This is a genomic window from Amycolatopsis sp. NPDC051373, assembly GCF_040689465.1.
Classification (GTDB): domain Bacteria; phylum Actinomycetota; class Actinomycetes; order Mycobacteriales; family Pseudonocardiaceae; genus Amycolatopsis.
Map to the genome: position 1 here is coordinate 99,468 of NZ_JBFBAE010000027.1, position 13,928 is coordinate 113,395.

At 72.1% G+C, this 13,928-nt stretch carries 12 protein-coding genes and 2 pseudogenes; 6 read left to right on the forward strand and 8 right to left on the reverse strand.

What is annotated here, in order from left to right; all coding sequences use genetic code 11:
• Window positions 1-22 precede the first annotated feature (22 nt).
• The 3 genes from AB0383_RS38420 to AB0383_RS38430 all read left to right on the forward strand — a co-directional run bounded on the left by AB0383_RS38420 (window position 23) and on the right by AB0383_RS38430 (window position 2,420).
• On the forward strand, window positions 23-727 hold the full coding sequence (locus AB0383_RS38420) for a lysophospholipid acyltransferase family protein (protein WP_364188701.1): 705 nt from the start codon (window positions 23-25) through the stop codon (window positions 725-727).
• Window positions 727-1,752, forward strand: coding sequence for an NAD(P)H-dependent glycerol-3-phosphate dehydrogenase (locus tag AB0383_RS38425; RefSeq protein WP_364188699.1), 1,026 nt, complete (start codon window positions 727-729; stop codon window positions 1,750-1,752). Before AB0383_RS38420 ends, AB0383_RS38425 begins: the two co-directional genes overlap by 1 nt.
• A gap of 188 nt (window positions 1,753-1,940) precedes the next feature.
• On the forward strand, window positions 1,941-2,420 hold the full coding sequence (locus AB0383_RS38430) for a cysteine dioxygenase family protein (protein WP_364188696.1): 480 nt from the start codon (window positions 1,941-1,943) through the stop codon (window positions 2,418-2,420).
• Window positions 2,421-2,424: 4 nt separating this feature from the next.
• Here the strand turns inward: AB0383_RS38430 and AB0383_RS38435 are convergent, their stop codons facing one another.
• From AB0383_RS38435 to AB0383_RS38465, 7 genes and pseudogenes are all read right to left on the reverse strand, one after another.
• The gene (locus tag AB0383_RS38435) at window positions 2,425-3,423 is read right to left on the reverse strand and encodes an asparaginase (RefSeq protein WP_364188693.1); all 999 of its coding nucleotides are present in this window, start codon (window positions 3,421-3,423) and stop codon (window positions 2,425-2,427) included.
• A gap of 9 nt (window positions 3,424-3,432) precedes the next feature.
• Window positions 3,433-4,254, reverse strand: a complete 822-nt coding sequence (locus AB0383_RS38440; RefSeq protein ID WP_366189888.1) for a class I SAM-dependent methyltransferase — start codon at window positions 4,252-4,254, stop codon at window positions 3,433-3,435.
• Window positions 4,251-4,628, reverse strand: coding sequence for a VOC family protein (locus AB0383_RS38445; protein WP_364188687.1), 378 nt, complete (start codon window positions 4,626-4,628; stop codon window positions 4,251-4,253). Before AB0383_RS38445 ends, AB0383_RS38440 begins: the two co-directional genes overlap by 4 nt.
• A gap of 76 nt (window positions 4,629-4,704) precedes the next feature.
• On the reverse strand, window positions 4,705-6,267 hold the full coding sequence (locus AB0383_RS38450; protein WP_366189889.1) for a PQQ-binding-like beta-propeller repeat protein: 1,563 nt from the start codon (window positions 6,265-6,267) through the stop codon (window positions 4,705-4,707).
• A gap of 80 nt (window positions 6,268-6,347) precedes the next feature.
• Complete coding sequence (locus tag AB0383_RS38455) at window positions 6,348-7,079, reverse strand: FAD:protein FMN transferase (protein ID WP_366189890.1); 732 nt, start codon at window positions 7,077-7,079, stop codon at window positions 6,348-6,350.
• Window positions 7,079-7,489 carry an FMN-binding protein gene (locus AB0383_RS38460; RefSeq protein ID WP_366189891.1) on the reverse strand — a complete coding sequence of 137 codons (411 nt, stop codon included), beginning with the start codon at window positions 7,487-7,489 and terminating at the stop codon, window positions 7,079-7,081. Before AB0383_RS38460 ends, AB0383_RS38455 begins: the two co-directional genes overlap by 1 nt.
• 10 nt (window positions 7,490-7,499) lie before the next feature.
• Window positions 7,500-8,856: pseudogene (locus AB0383_RS38465) on the reverse strand (ferredoxin reductase family protein).
• Window positions 8,857-8,995: 139 nt separating this feature from the next.
• Here AB0383_RS38465 and AB0383_RS38470 point away from each other — a divergent pair.
• Together AB0383_RS38470 and AB0383_RS38475 are read left to right on the forward strand one after the other, a co-directional pair.
• Window positions 8,996-9,697, forward strand: a complete 702-nt coding sequence (locus AB0383_RS38470; RefSeq protein WP_366189892.1) for a response regulator transcription factor — start codon at window positions 8,996-8,998, stop codon at window positions 9,695-9,697.
• Window positions 9,698-9,702: 5 nt separating this feature from the next.
• Window positions 9,703-11,140, forward strand: a pseudogene (locus tag AB0383_RS38475) (HAMP domain-containing sensor histidine kinase).
• Here the strand turns inward: AB0383_RS38475 and AB0383_RS38480 are convergent.
• Entirely contained in the window at window positions 11,112-11,786 is a 675-nt protein-coding gene (locus AB0383_RS38480; RefSeq protein ID WP_366189893.1) for a pyridoxamine 5'-phosphate oxidase family protein, read from the reverse strand. The pseudogene AB0383_RS38475 and the gene AB0383_RS38480 sit on opposite strands and share 29 nt — an antisense overlap.
• A gap of 93 nt (window positions 11,787-11,879) precedes the next feature.
• Here AB0383_RS38480 and AB0383_RS38485 point away from each other — a divergent pair, with 93 nt between their 5' ends.
• A complete protein-coding gene (locus AB0383_RS38485) occupies window positions 11,880-13,250 on the forward strand; it encodes a PLP-dependent aminotransferase family protein (RefSeq protein ID WP_366189894.1) in 1,371 nt (456 codons plus the stop codon).
• The last annotated feature ends 678 nt before the right edge of the window (window positions 13,251-13,928 follow it).

The following is a 13,928-nucleotide window of genomic DNA, read 5'->3' on the forward strand; positions in this document are numbered from 1 at the left end:
TGGATCGTTCGGAGGAGGAGACTTGGCACGGCGTGAGAAGGGCGGCTTCTGGGTGGGGTTGGCCGCGTTCGTGTTCTACCCACTGACCCGCATCGGGAAGCGGTCGTACCTTGGCGCGGAGAAGATTCCGCGCCAAGGCCCGGCGGTGCTCGTGCTGAACCACATCTCCCACTTCGACCCGGTGGTGGATGCCGTGTTCGTGCACCGCCAGAAGCGCGTGCCGCGGTTCTTCCTCAAGGACAGCCTGCTCAAGGTCCCGGTCCTCGGGAAGATCGCGACCGCGTCGGGCCAGATCCCGGTGTCGCGCAACTCCAGCGCGGCGGGCGACAGCCTCCGGGCCGCGCACGAGGCGCTGGCCGAGGGCAAGATCGTCGTGATCTACCCCGAGGGCACGATCACGAAGGATCCGGCCGGCTGGCCCAAGGAGTCGTTCACCGGTGTCGCGCGGCTGGCGCTGCAGAACGACGCGCCCGTGATCCCGATCGCACGCTGGGGTACCAACCAGATCTACAACGGCTACACGAAGAAGTTCACGCCGTTCCCGCGCAAGACCGTGACGCACCTGATCGGCGACCCGCTGGACCTGTCGGCCTACGCGAACGCCAACCCCCGCAGCGCCTCCACGCTGCGTGAGGTGACCAAGCTGATGATGGACGAGGTCACCCGGCTGCTCGCCGAGATCCGCCACGAGGAGCCGCCCGTGAAGAAGCCGGAGGACGGCGCCTGATGGCCGCCTTCGCCACCGACGTCCAGCGGGTGACGGTGCTGGGCGCCGGCTCGTGGGGCACGGCGTTCGCCAAGGTCCTCGGCGACGCCGGCCGCGACGTGACGATGTGGGCGCGGCGCGAGTCGATCGCCGCGGAGATCTCCGCGCACCACACCAACGAGTCCTACCTGCCCGGCACGCGGCTGCCCGACCGCATCACGGCGACGGCCGACCCGGCCGCGGCGCTAGACGGCGCCCAGGCCGTGGTGCTCGGCGTGCCGAGCCAGAGCCTGCGCGCGAACCTCACCGCGTGGCAGCCGCTGCTGCCGCCCGAGGCGATCCTCGTGAGCCTGGCCAAGGGCGTGGAGCTGGGCACGCTCAAGCGGATGAGCGAGGTGATCGCCGAGCTGGCGAAGGTCGACGCGGGCGAGATCGTGGTCGTCTCCGGGCCGAACCTGGCGCGCGAGATCGCCGCCGCGCAGCCGGCCGCCGCCGTGCTGGCGTGCGCCGACCACGAGCGCGCCATGGCAATCCAGCGGGCGAGCTCGAACCAGTACTTCCGCCCCTACACCAACACCGACGTCGTCGGTGTCGAGCTGGGCGGCGCGTGCAAGAACGTGATCGCGCTCAGCTGCGGCATGGCCGCGGGGATGGGCTTCGGCGCCAACACGATGGCGACGCTGATCACGCGCGGGCTCGCGGAGATGGCGCGCCTGGGCGCGAAGCTCGGCGCCGACCCGCTGACGTTCGCGGGTCTCGCCGGCCTCGGTGACCTCGTGGCGACGTGCTCGTCGCCGCTGTCGCGCAACCGCACGTTCGGTGAACGCCTCGGTCGTGGCGACACGCTGGAGCAGGCGCAGGCCGCCACCGGCGGGCAGGTCGCCGAGGGCGTCACGTCGTGCTCGTCGATCCGCGAGCTGGCGCGCAGCCTGGGCGTGGACATGCCGATCACCGACGCGATGCACCGCGTGTGCCACGAGGGCGTGGACCCGCGTCGGGCCGGCGCGGAGCTGCTGGGGCGCTCGCAGAAGCACGAGTGGAGCTGACCTCCCAGGGGCTGGGAAGCGGTTGACCGCCGGGGCCGGCGCTGGTTCGCTGTCGGCGTGACGATGTGCCTGATGACTGCGCGGCCGGGGTCCTGTGACCTCCGCCCGGTCATGCCGTCGTGTCGCTGTTGTCGGTGAACCCAGCCCCGGCCCAGCTTCTCCCCCCTTTTCTCCTGCGAGGAACGACCATGTTCGCCGTCCCGGACAACACCCTGCTGCGTCCCGAGAACCCCGCCCTGCGCCACCCCGTGCGCGTCGCCCTTCAGGTGGCCGCCGACCGCGACCGCTGGGCGAGCCTCCTGCGCTACGACCCCGACGAGCGCTTCTCCGCCCTCGTGGAACGCGGCGACGGCCAGGAGGTCTGGCTGCTGAGCTGGCTGCCCGGCCAGCACACCGACCTGCACGACCACGAGTTCTCGACCGGCGCGTTCACGGTCGTCTCGGGGCGGCTGACCGAGGCCGTCGCGCGCCGCTCGCCCGACAGCCGCGCGGTCACCGAGCTGCACGCGCTGGCCGTCGGGCAGTCGCGCGTGTTCGGACCCGGGTATGTGCACGAGATGCGCAACGACGGGCCGGACCCGGCGATCAGCGTGCACGTCTACCGCGACGGGCCGCGCGCGATGCGGCCGTACCACCTGGATCCGCTCGGTGGTCCGGTCCGGGACTGACGGCTCAGCGGTCCAGGTCGCCACGCAGGCGGAACTCCTGCTCGACGCGTTCTCGCGAGGCGCCGGTGGCGAGCAGGACCTGAAGCAGGACGCGGGCTTTGCGGGGGTCGAGCCAGCCGGCCATCGTCGCGCCGAGGCGGATCAGGCTCGACTCGGAGCCGTGGAAACCGTAGGTGCCGCGGAACGTGGTGCCCGCGCCGGTGCGTGAGGCGACGACGATCGGCACCTTCGCATCGGCGATCACGTCGGCGGTCCCGCGCGAAACGTGGCCGACGCCGCTGGCCGCCACGACCACCCCGTCGGCGCCGCCGTCGAGGACGAGCTTGAGCAGTTCGCCGGAATCCGCGATGCCCGCTTCCAGCAACGGAACCAGCCCCGAGAAGTCGGCGCTTTCCACCGGAACTGCTGACGGACGTCCGCCGGCCGGGTGGAAGTAGTGCACGTTGCGTTCCGCGACGAGCCCGAGCGGTCCCGCCGGGTTCGAGGAAAACGCTTCGAGGTGGCTCGCGTGTGCCTTGCGCACCCAGCGCGCCGAGTGCACGTCGTCGTTGAACGCGACCAGCGCACCGCGCCCGCGGCTGCGGGGTTCGGCCGCGACGGTCAGCGCCGCCAGGAGGTTCGCGGGACCGTCCGCGCTGGGCAGGCTCGGGTTGCGCATCGCGCCGGTGACGACCACCGGCACGTCGTGGGGCCAGGTCAGCTCGAAGAAGTACGCCGTCTCCTCGAGGGTGTCCGTGCCCTGCACCACGACGAGTCCCGCCGCGCCCGCCGCCACCTGCTCCAGAGCCCATCGGCGCGTCCGCAGCAGCGTCTCGTAGTCCATCGAGGCGCTGGAGATACCGGCGAGTGTGGCCGCCGCGACGTCCATCGGCAGGTCGGCGCCGAGGTCGCCGAGCAGGTCCTCGGCGGTCAGCCGCGGCACCACCCCGTCTTCGATCGAGCGGCCGGGGGCCATGGAAATGGTGCCGCCCAGCGCGGCGACGGCGACGAGAGCACGAGTCATGCCCGCACTCTAGGAAACCTTCGCCGCCTGCAGGGTGTAGCTCGCCGCGAGGCGACGCGGGTTCTCGCGCAGCCGCCATTCGCCGCCGCCGACTTGGTGCATTTCGTGCGGCAGCGCGTTCCACGGCACGGTGTCGTGTTCGGTGAACGCGGTGAGCGTGAGGCCGTTGTCGAGCAGCGCCGTGATGATTTCGCCCAGCGAATGGTTCCACGAGTGCGTGGTGCTGTTCACGATGGGACCGTCGGACTCGACGTAGGTGGTTTCCTCGGCGAACACGAGCGGTTCGGTGTGTTCGAAATACTGGTACTTCGGCCAGCCGTGCTCGGCTTCGTCGTCGAGGGTCCACAACATCGGGTGGCCCTCGCGCAGGAACAACCGCCCGCCCGGCTTCAGCAGCCGCGCCACGACCGTGGCCCACTGGGCGATGCGCGGCAACCAGCACAGCGCACCGATCCCGGTGTAGACGAGGTCGAACGCAACTTCGCCGAACACGTCGACGGCGTCGTAGGTGTTGGCCTCGTGGTAGTCGATCTCCGCGCCGACGCTGTCCATGAGCTTGCGCGCTTCCGCCAGCGAGCCGGGGGAGAGATCGAGGCCGGACATCCGCGCGCCCAGGCGGGACAAGGAAAGCGTGTCCGTGCCGATGTGGCACTGCAGGTGAACGCCGCGCAGGCCGGAAACGTCACCGAGGCGCGGGAGGTCGAACCGCACGACGTCGCTGAGGTAGCCGGGGTCCGTGCGGAAGCGTTCGAAGCCGTAGTACTCGGACTTCGCGTGCACGGCCGCGCGCTCGTCCCAGTTGACGCGGTTGAGGTCGAACGACTCGGTCACTTCACTGCCTTTTCGGCCTTGCTGCGGAGTACGCAGAATTCGTTGCCTTCCGGGTCGTGGAGCACGGCCCAGCCGGTGCCGTCGGCGTTGCGCTGGTCGTCGAACATCGTCGCGCCGGCCACGAGCAGTCGTTCGACCTCGGCGTCGCGCGGGCCTTCGGGCGTGAGGCACAGGTGGATGCGGTTCTTCACGGTCTTGGTCTCAGGCACGCGGATGAACAGCAGCGTGCCGCCGTGGTCGAGCTCGATGCCGACCTCCGGGTCGCCCGGCTCGTCCTCCTCGGCGACGGGCCGGCCGAGGACGCCGCTCCAGAACTGGGCCAGCGCATACGGATCGGCGCAGTCGAAGGTGGTGTTCTCGACGATGGACGGCATCGGTCTCCCCTGCTCGGTCGCGGTGATCGCAGTCTGCCCGAAAAGACCGTTCTCACGCGAGGCGGTTTCGCCGAGCTCAGCCGGGGAAGCCGACGACCGGCGCGGGGGTGCCGCCGTACGTGCTGCGCGCGAGGACGATCGCGCCCGGCGCCGGCACGAGGCGCAGGTCCGACAGCGAGCGCGAGCCGTCCATCCGCACCACCCGGCTGGTCGGCGCGCTGCCGTCGAAGCTCTGCACGAGGAGGGTCAGGTCGCGGCCGGTGTCCTGGCACGCGCGCAGGTACGTGTGCCGGGTGGTGGCGTCGGCCGAGCGCACGGGGCAGGCGCCGAGGTCGATCGGGTGCGTGGCGCCGGTGCCGGGACCGAGGGCCTCGGCGGACGTCTTTTCCTGCTCGATCACGGGAATCGGTCCCACGTCCATCCGCACCCACCGCGACGCGTCCGGCTGGGCCAGGAGCCGGCCGGTCTCGGTGTCGAACAGGCCGTTCAAGACGGAGCCGGGGGCGGCGGCGCGGCCGACGAGCCGCAGCCACACGACGGCGCCGTCGGTGGTGGTGGCGGGGGAGATGTCGAGCCGTTCGCCGTCGGGACCGGTGGTCTCGACCACATGGCGCCAGCGTTCGCGCCCGGTCACCTCGTCGAGCGCGACGAGTCCCGCGGAACGCCCGCACTCCAGGGCGGCGAGCACCACCGTCCGGGCTTGCGCGGGCAAGGTGTACGGGTTCACGCACCCGGCCGGCGCGGACCAGTGCCAGAGTTCGGCGCCGGTCTGGATGTCGTAGCCGGCGTACGCGTCGTCGCGGACGGTCAAGGTCTTGGTGCCCACCAGGATCTCCCCGGTCTCGACCAGAACCGACGGCACCACGCGGTCGAAGCGCGCGGTGCCGGTGTCGGCGTCGAGGACGACCACCAGGTCATTGCTGCTGTCGGTTTTCGACGCGAAAGCGGCCACGACCGTGCGCCGGTCGGCGGACGCGAGCAGCGCGTGGACCCTCGCGCCGGGCCGGGCGTAGGACCAGTCGCGGCTGCCGTCGAGCCCGTCGAGCGCCGTCACCGAACCGTCGGCGGCCGCGACGACGACTCCGTGCCCCGCGGCCACCATCGCGCTCACGTCGGCCGGCGGCTGCCAGGACCACTGCCGGCCGCCGGGCTTTTCGGCCACCGGTTCGGGGGTCAGATCCGGCACGCCGCGGATCGTGCTCGCGGTGGCGGCTCGGTCCGCGGCGAACGGCGCCGCCACTCCCACGGCCGGCACGACGACGGCCACCAGCAAGCCGAGCGGACGGATTCGCCACGTCGTGGAGTCGAGCAACCCGACCGCCACCCCCACCGCGCCCACGGCGAGCACCGGGGTGTCCAGGCCGGGCACACCGCCCTGCACGTCGAGCACCAGCCGCACCACGGCGGCCACGGCGGTGGCGATCCCGAGAACCGCCGCCGCGACCCGCACCTTGCGCGACCGCGCCAGCCCCAGCACCGCGGAGACGACCGCCCCGGCGACGAACCACAGCAGCCCCACGCCGCTCGCTCTCGTCGCGCCTCCCGACAAGAACGGCGCGACCACCACGCACACCACACCGGCAACCGTCGTCAACCGCAGCACGCTCAGTACGACGCAGTTCGCCGGTTCGCGTTTCACCGCCACCGTGAACATCCGGTGACAACGACATCACGTCGGCGCTGGTCGGAAAGCCACCGAGTGCACTGTGGACACTCGGGTCAGGCGAGCGTGAGGCCGGGAGAGCGGTGGACGCGCCGCCGGGCGTCGACGATCAGCACGTCGCAGCCGGGTTGTCCGGCGACCCAGGTGATGCCGTCGGCGCCGAGGGCGAACGCGGCGGTGGCCAGCGCGTCGGCGTGCGTGAGGTCTTCGGCGACGACGGTGACGCTCAGCAGCTCGGTGGCGGGCAGGCCGGTGCGGCCGTCGAGCACGTGGGCGCCGCGTTCGTACGCGGCCGAGGTGGCGACGGCGCCGTCGCGGGAGGCGACCACGGCGCAGACCGCTTCGGGCTGTTCGGGATGGCGGATGCCGACGCGCCACGGCCGTCCGGGCTCCGGCTCGCCCGCGGTGACGACATCGCCGCCGGCGTTGAGGCAGAACCGGCGTGCGCCGGCCGCGTGGAGGCGATCGGCCGCACGCTGCACCGCCCAGCCTTTGACGACGGCGCACGGGTCCAGGCCACGGCCCGGCAGCCGGGCGGAGAAGGCGCCGCCGGAGAGGCCTTCGTAGTACGCGCAGAGGCCGAGGACCTCGTCGAGGTCCGCGCTGAGTTCGGTGGTTTCGCCGCGGTCGTAGCGGCACACTTCGCTGCCGGAGCGAAACGGGCTGAAGCGGGCGTCGACCTCGCGCAGCCACTGGAACGCGTCGGCGATGGCGCCGGTGAAGTCTCCTTCGTCGCGCAGGTCGAGCGACACGGGCAGGCCCATCACCTGCTCGACGTGCGTGGCCATCACGAGCCCTTCGCGTCGAGCGCCGCCTGCAGCGACTTGATGTACGACTCGCTGGTCTGCGTCGCGCCCGAGACGGTGTCGATGTTCGCGCTCTGCGCCTGCAGGGCTTCCTCGCGCAGCAGCGGGATCGCGTCGACACCGCGGCCGCTGTCCGGCTGCTGCACGAGGGTGACGTCGGTGATCCGGCTGACGGAGAAGGACACCTGCACCTGCACGGTGCCGAACTCGGTCGACTCGGCGCTGCCCTGAGTGGTCAGGGCGCCGGAACCGGCCGAAGTGGACGGTGCGGTGGTGGTTGTCGGAGCAGAGCCGTTCGTGGTGGTGCTGCTCGTCGCCGGCATCGGGTCGAACCGCCAGACGGCCACGAACCCGGCGATCGACAGCGCGACCACGAAAATCGTCTTCTTCATCGGAAGCTCCTCACGCGGCCAGGCTGAAGCGTTCGGCGTGGACCTGGGTGCCGGGCACGCGCAGCTCCCGCAGGCTGCGCAGCACGGCCGACGTCATCCCGGGCGGACCGCAGACGAACACGTCGCGGTCGCCGAGGTCCGGCACCAACGCGTGAAGTGCGACGGGACCCAGCACGGGGCCGTGGGGGCCGTGCAGATCCGACGGTCCACTGAGGACGTGCACGACCGCGCCGCGGGGCCGTGGTCAGCGCGTGCAGCTCGGGCAGAAGCACGGCGTCGGCCGATGTCCGCACGCGGTAGAGCAGCACGACGTGGCCGCGCACGTCTTCGAGCAACGCGCGGATCGGCGTGATGTCGACGCCGCCGGCGACCAGCAGCGCGTCGGGCCGTTGCTGGTGGATGGCAGTAAAGGCGCCGTACGGGCCTTCGGCGAACACACGCGTGCCGACGCGCAGCGACCGCAGGCTCGCGCTGGAGCTGCCGACCGCTTTGGCGGTGAGCCGCAGCGTGCGGCCGTCGGGCGCGGCCGAGAGGGAGAACGGGTTGGCCTGCCACCAGCGGTCCCGCGTGAGGAATCGCCACAGGAAGAACTGCCCCGCGCGAGCCGGCAGTCGGTCGAGGTCGCGGCCGGTCATGTAGACGGACACGGTGTCGGGCGACTCGGGCACCACGGCGACCACCCGCAACCGGTGCCGCAGGTTGCGTCGCAACGGCGGGAGCACACGCCCGGCCAGCACGGCCAGACCCGCGCCCAGCCACAGCGTCCACCAGTACGCACGGGCAGCCGGGTGGCTCGCGAACGACTGCCCGACGGCGATCTGGTGCGTGAAGGCCAGCACCACCGCGGCGTAGGTGTAGAGGTGCACGAAGTGCCACGTCTCGTAGGCCATCCGCTTGCGCGCGAAGCGGGCGGAAGCCGCGCCGACCACCAGGATGAGCATGAACGCGACGATCGCGCGCAGGATCCCCTCAGTTGTGTTGGCCAGCTGCACCAGCTCGTCGGCCGCGTTCGTGCCCTCGATGGCGGAGTAGCCGACGACCACCAGCACCACGTGCGCGACCAGCAGCCACAGCAGGCTGAAGCCCGTCCAGCGGTGCCATGACGTGAGCCGGTCCATGCCGAGCCGGCGGTCGAGCCACGGCAGGCGTGCGACGAGCAGCAGCTGCACAGCCATGGCCTGCGCCGCGTAGATGCCGGCGAGGCGCCCGGCGCTGATCAGCGGGTCGTCCGACAGGTCGCCGACGGCGAAGAACACCGTGGCGAGCACCACGTTGGCCGCCAGGAACACGAAGATCCACGCCTTGGCGACCACACGGGGCGCCACCGCCGGGCGGGGCGGAACGGCGATCGGGGTCAGGAAACTCACGGGGAATCCCTTCGGCTCGGGTGTTACGAACGCCAGCGTCGCCGCGGAACCTGTGGCGGATCTGGGCGGAACCTGTCGACTGGCTGTCGGCCGCGCGCTCCGCTCGCGCGCCCGCGCGGTGGTCACGGAGGATGGTGGAGTGGACAACCCGAACCCGGTGCGGCTGCTCGTCGTCGACGACGAACCGCACATCGCCGATCTCGTCGCGACCGTCGCCCGCTACGAGGGCTGGCAGGCCGTGACCGCGGGCTCGGGCGCGGCGGCGCTCAGCCGCGCGGCGGAGTTCGGGCCCGACATCGTGGTGCTCGACCTGATGCTGCCCGACCTCGACGGCTTCACCGTGCTCGACCGCCTGCGCGAACACGGCAACGCCGTGCCCGTGGTCTTCCCGACGGCGAAAGACGCGACGGCCGACCGCATCGCCGGCCTGACCCGAGGTGGCGACGACTACCTCGTGAAGCCGTTCTCCGTCGAGGAGTTGATGGCGCGGCTGCGGGCGGTGCTTCGCCGGAGCGCGGCCGTGCCGCCCGCGCCGCGCACCGCAGTGTTGCGCGTGGCGGACCTGACGCTCGACGAGGACACACGCGAGGTCCGTCGCGGAGATCGGCTCGCGGAACTGACGCCGACCGAGTACGAGCTCCTGCGATACCTCATGCGCCGCTCGCCGGCTGTGCTCACGAAGGCGCAGATCCTCGACCACGTGTGGGAGTACGACTTCGGCGGCCGGTCCAATGTCGTCGAGCTGGTGATCTCGCACCTGCGCCGCAAGCTCGACGACGGTGCCGAACCGCTGATCCACACCGTGCGCGGCGTCGGCTACGTCGTGCGGGCGGGGCGGTGAACCGGCTGCGGCGCTGGGTTCGCCGCTGGTACGCCGCGTGGCGCGCGTCGCGGCTCGGCACGCGGCTGGCGTTCGGGCTCGGCGCGCTGGCGCTGGTGGTGTTCGCGATCGTGGGGACGGTCACTGTCGGGTTCATGCACGGCTACCTCGGCCGTCGCCTCGACGAGCAGCTCAAGACGAGCCAGGTCGCGCAGGTGCCGGGGCTGCGCAGCTCACACGGCAACCCGGAAGTCGTCTACTCGTGGTTCTCGGCGGTGTTCGAGGTCGACCGTGGAGAGGCGACGCTGCAGCCCGGGAGCAACCTGCCGACCGACATCACGCCGCTCGCCGACGTCGCGTCCGACGCCACGCGTGGAGACGTGTTCCGCACGGTGTACCTCCACGGCGACGGGCCCTATCGCGTAGGCGCGTGCCCGGTCGCGACGGATTCCGCCGGCAGCGGAACGGTGTTGCTGAGCGCGGCGCCGCAGGCGGATCTGGACAGCACGGTGCGGCAGCTGGTTCTGGTCGAGGTGATCGCGTTCCTCATCGCGCTGGCGATCCTCGTCGTGGTGGGACGGCTCGTGCTGCGCCGCGGTCTGCAGCCGTTGTCGGACATGGCGGGCACGGCGCACGACATCGCGTCGCACGACCTCGCGGGGACGGCGAACCTGCCGGTGCGCGCGACGGGCGAAGGCGGAGGTGGCGGAGCTGCGCACGGCGTTCAACGTGATGCTCACGCACATCGAGGCTTCGCTCGCCGCGCGGACGGCCGCCAACGAGCGCCTTCGCCGTTTCGTGGCCGACGCGTCGCACGAGCTGCGTACGCCGCTCACGTCGATCCGGGGCTACGCGGACCTTTTCCGGTACGCGGCGGCGAACGAGCCCGAGGAACGCGAGGCGCACCTGGCGAAGATCCGCGAGGAGACGGCGCGGATGAGCGTGCTCGTCGACGATCTGCTGCTGCTCGCGCGCCTCGACGCCCACGACGCGGAGCCGCCGGTGCGGCCCGAACGGGTGGACGTTGTCCCGATTGCCGAGGCCGCGGCGGACGCGTTCCGGGTGGGCCGGCCGGCGCATCCGCTCGCGGTGGCGCCGGGTTCGTCCGCGCCGGTTTTCGTCGACGCGGATCCGGTGCGGCTGCGGCAGATCTTCGACAACCTGCTGGCGAACGCGGCAGTGCACACACCTTCGGGGACGCGGGTGGAGGTGTCGATCGGTGTCGCGGATTCTCACGCGGTGATCCGGGTGGCGGACGCCGGGCCGGGGATCGCGCCGGAGGATCAGCAGCGGATCTTCGACCGGTTCTTCCGCGTCGACAACTCGCGCACGCGGTCGGCGGGTGGCACCGGTCTGGGCCTGTCCGTGGTGCACTCGCTGGTGGTGGAACACGGTGGCACGGTCGAGGTAACGAGCCGGCCGGGCCAGACCGTGTTCACCGTGCGGCTGCCTCTGGCTGGGTGACGCGTCCGGTCACGTGCCCGGGCACGCTCCAGCCGGCGGGCAGGTCGGCGGAGGGTTCTGGCTCGCCGAAGACGGTCTTGACCGGGAGGACGCCGGCCCAGGCGCTGTTTTCGGTGACGTCTTCCGGCTCGTCGTCGGGGCCTTCGGCGCGCAGCTTCACCGAGGCTTCGGCGAGGTCGAGCGCGAGGACGGAGACGGCGGCGAACTCCTTCGCGTTGACGCCGCGCGCGTGGTCCCACGAGCCGGGGGAGAGGTGGTCGGTGAGCACGCGCAGGGCGTGGAGTTTCTCGTCCTGGTCGGTGATGAGACGCGCGCGGCCGAGGACGACGGCGCTGCGGTAGTTCATGGAGTGGTTGTTGACCGAGCGGGCGTAGACGATGCCGTCGAGCAGCGTGACGGTGACGCAGACGTCCACGTCCAGCGCGGCGGTGCGCAGACTGGCCGCGCCCGTGGAACCATGCAGGTAGAGCGTGTCGCCGTCGCGGCCGTAGCCGGTGGGCAGCACGAGCGGCGCGCCGTCGCGGACGAGGCCGAGGTGGCAGATCAGGGCCTCGTCGAGCACGGCGTGCAGCGTCGCACGGTCGGTGGCCCCGCGGTTCTTTTTGCGGCCGAGGGTCGTGCGGGGGGTCGGCGAGAGGCTCGTCATGTGCGCAGTGTCGCGCAGGTGAGTGGACGTGTTGAATGGCCACTTCTTCTACACTTGGGAAGTCCACTTTCCTTTTTCGGTTCGGGAGGTTCCGTGTCGTACGCCGACACCGCGCTGCCGGTGAGCCTCGATCGCGAGGCGAGCACGCCGCTGGCCGTGCAGCTGGCCGACGCGCTGCGCGAGGCCGCCGCGAGCGGGCACCTGCGCGGCGGCGACCGGCTGCCGTCCACGCGCGCGCTGTCCGAGCGGCTCGGGGTTTCGCGCACGGTGACCTCGGCCGCGTACGAGCAGCTGCACGCCGAAGGCTGGATCGCCGGGCGCCACGGCTCCGGCACATACGTGACGACACCGCCGACGCGCGCGGCCGCATCGGTGTCCCCGGCGGGACCGCTCGCGCCGGAACCCGAGACGGCGCCCGTGCTGGATTTGACGCCGGGCACGCCGTGGGCGGCCGGTCTGGACCGCGCGGCCTGGCGCCGCGCGTGGCGGGCGGCGGCCGACCCGGAGCCGTTGGTCCGCGCCCACCGCGCCGGCCTGCCCGAGTACCGCGCGGCCGTTTCGGAACACCTGTTGCGGCACCGCGGTCTGGCCGCCGGCTCGGTCTTGGCGACGGGCGGGACCACGGCCGCCGTCGTGGAGCTCGCCGCCGCGGTGCTGCGGCGCGGCGCGGTGGTGGCGTTCGAAGAGCCGGGTTACCAGCGGGCCGTGCAGGCGTTCCGGTCCGCCGGGCTGACGGTGGTGGGCGTGCCCGTCGACGAGGAGGGCCTCCGCCCCGACGCGATCCCCGCCGGCGCGCGGGCGGTGTACTGCTCTCCCGCGCACCAGTACCCGATGGGCAGCCGCATGAGCGCGGCGCGCCGCGTGGAGCTCGTGGAACGCGCCCGCGCCGACGGCATGCTCGTCATCGAGGACGACTACGACGGCGAGCTGCGCTTCGACGTCGCCCCGCTGCCCATGCTGGCCGCCCTCGCGCCCGACGTCGTCGTCCACCTGGGGACCACGAGCAAGATCCTCACCCCCACGCTCGGCGCCGGCTGGCTCGTCGCGCCCGCCTCGGTCACCGAGGCCGTGCTCGCCTACCGCGACCTCACCGGCACGCGCCCCTCCCCGGCCGGCCAGCGCGTACTGGTGGAGCTCGCCCGCCACGGCGACCTGGGCCGCCACCTGCGCAAACTCCGCCGCGAACTCGCCGAACGCCGCTCTCTGCTGTCGGCCGCGCTCACCTCCGCCGCCATCCCCATCCTCGGCGACGACGCCGGTGCCCACCTCGTGGTCCCCTTCGCATCCGCCGCGCAGGAAGCCCGCTGCTTGACCGAGGCCGAACGCCACGGCATCCGCCTGGACGGCCTGGCGCGCCACTTCGCCGGGACGCCGACCGTGCACGGGGTGGCGCTCGGGTACGCGGGCAGTTCGCGGGAGGCGTTGGTGAGTGCGCTGCCGGCTTTGGTGGATTTGCTTCGCTGACCGACCGAGGTACTGCGCCTTCCGCGGCGGCCGCCGCACCGCGCGACCGATCCAGTGGCACCTGAGTCGTCGCTCTCGCTGCCGTGGGGCGCGCTCGCGCGGCGCTCATGCCGGCGCGGCCACCGGCGGGTTTGCTTGGCTGACGACAAGGGTGGCGCTGCTTCACCTGCGGCGGTGAGTTGGCGTGCTGCGCGAGCGGTCCAGCGACACCGCACTCGTTGCTGTCGGTGCTGGGGGCTTTTATCGCGAGGCTCCCGTGCCGGCGTCGCCGGCGGGCTTGCTTGGCTGACTGGCAGGTGCGGGGTGTTTCGCTTGCGGTGGCGAGGTGGCGTGCGGCGCGAGTGGCCCAGTGGCACCTCAGTCGTCGCTGTCGGCGCTGCGGGCCTTTCTCGCGAGGGGCTCGCCGGCGCCGGCCGCGGATTCGCCTCGCTGACTGGCAGGCGCGGGGTGTTTCGCTTGCGGTGGCGAGGTGGCGTGCGGCGCGAGTGGTCCAGCGACACCTCACTCGTCACTGTCGGTGCTGGGGGCTTTTATCGCGAGGCGCTCGTGTCGGCGTCGGCGGCGGGTTTGCCTCGCTGACTGGCAGGTGCGGGGTGTTTCGCTTGCGGTGGCGAGGTGGCGTGCGGCGCGAGTGGTCCAGCCACACCTCACTCGTCACTGTCGGCGCTGCGGGCCTTT

Bases quoted from the DNA above. Each gene is read 5' to 3' on its own strand.
- AB0383_RS38460 (WP_366189891.1), bottom strand. From the start codon at position 7,489: ATGAAGAAGACGATTTTCGTGGTCGCGCTGTCGATCGCCGGGTTCGTG.
- AB0383_RS38430 (WP_364188696.1), top strand. From the start codon at position 1,941: ATGTTCGCCGTCCCGGACAACACCCTGCTGCGTCCCGAGAACCCCGCC.
- AB0383_RS38425 (WP_364188699.1), top strand. From the start codon at position 727: ATGGCCGCCTTCGCCACCGACGTCCAGCGGGTGACGGTGCTGGGCGCC.
- AB0383_RS38445 (WP_364188687.1), bottom strand. From the start codon at position 4,628: ATGCCGTCCATCGTCGAGAACACCACCTTCGACTGCGCCGATCCGTAT.
- AB0383_RS38455 (WP_366189890.1), bottom strand. From the start codon at position 7,079: ATGGCCACGCACGTCGAGCAGGTGATGGGCCTGCCCGTGTCGCTCGAC.
- AB0383_RS38480 (WP_366189893.1), bottom strand. From the start codon at position 11,786: ATGACGAGCCTCTCGCCGACCCCCCGCACGACCCTCGGCCGCAAAAAG.
- AB0383_RS38435 (WP_364188693.1), bottom strand. From the start codon at position 3,423: ATGACTCGTGCTCTCGTCGCCGTCGCCGCGCTGGGCGGCACCATTTCC.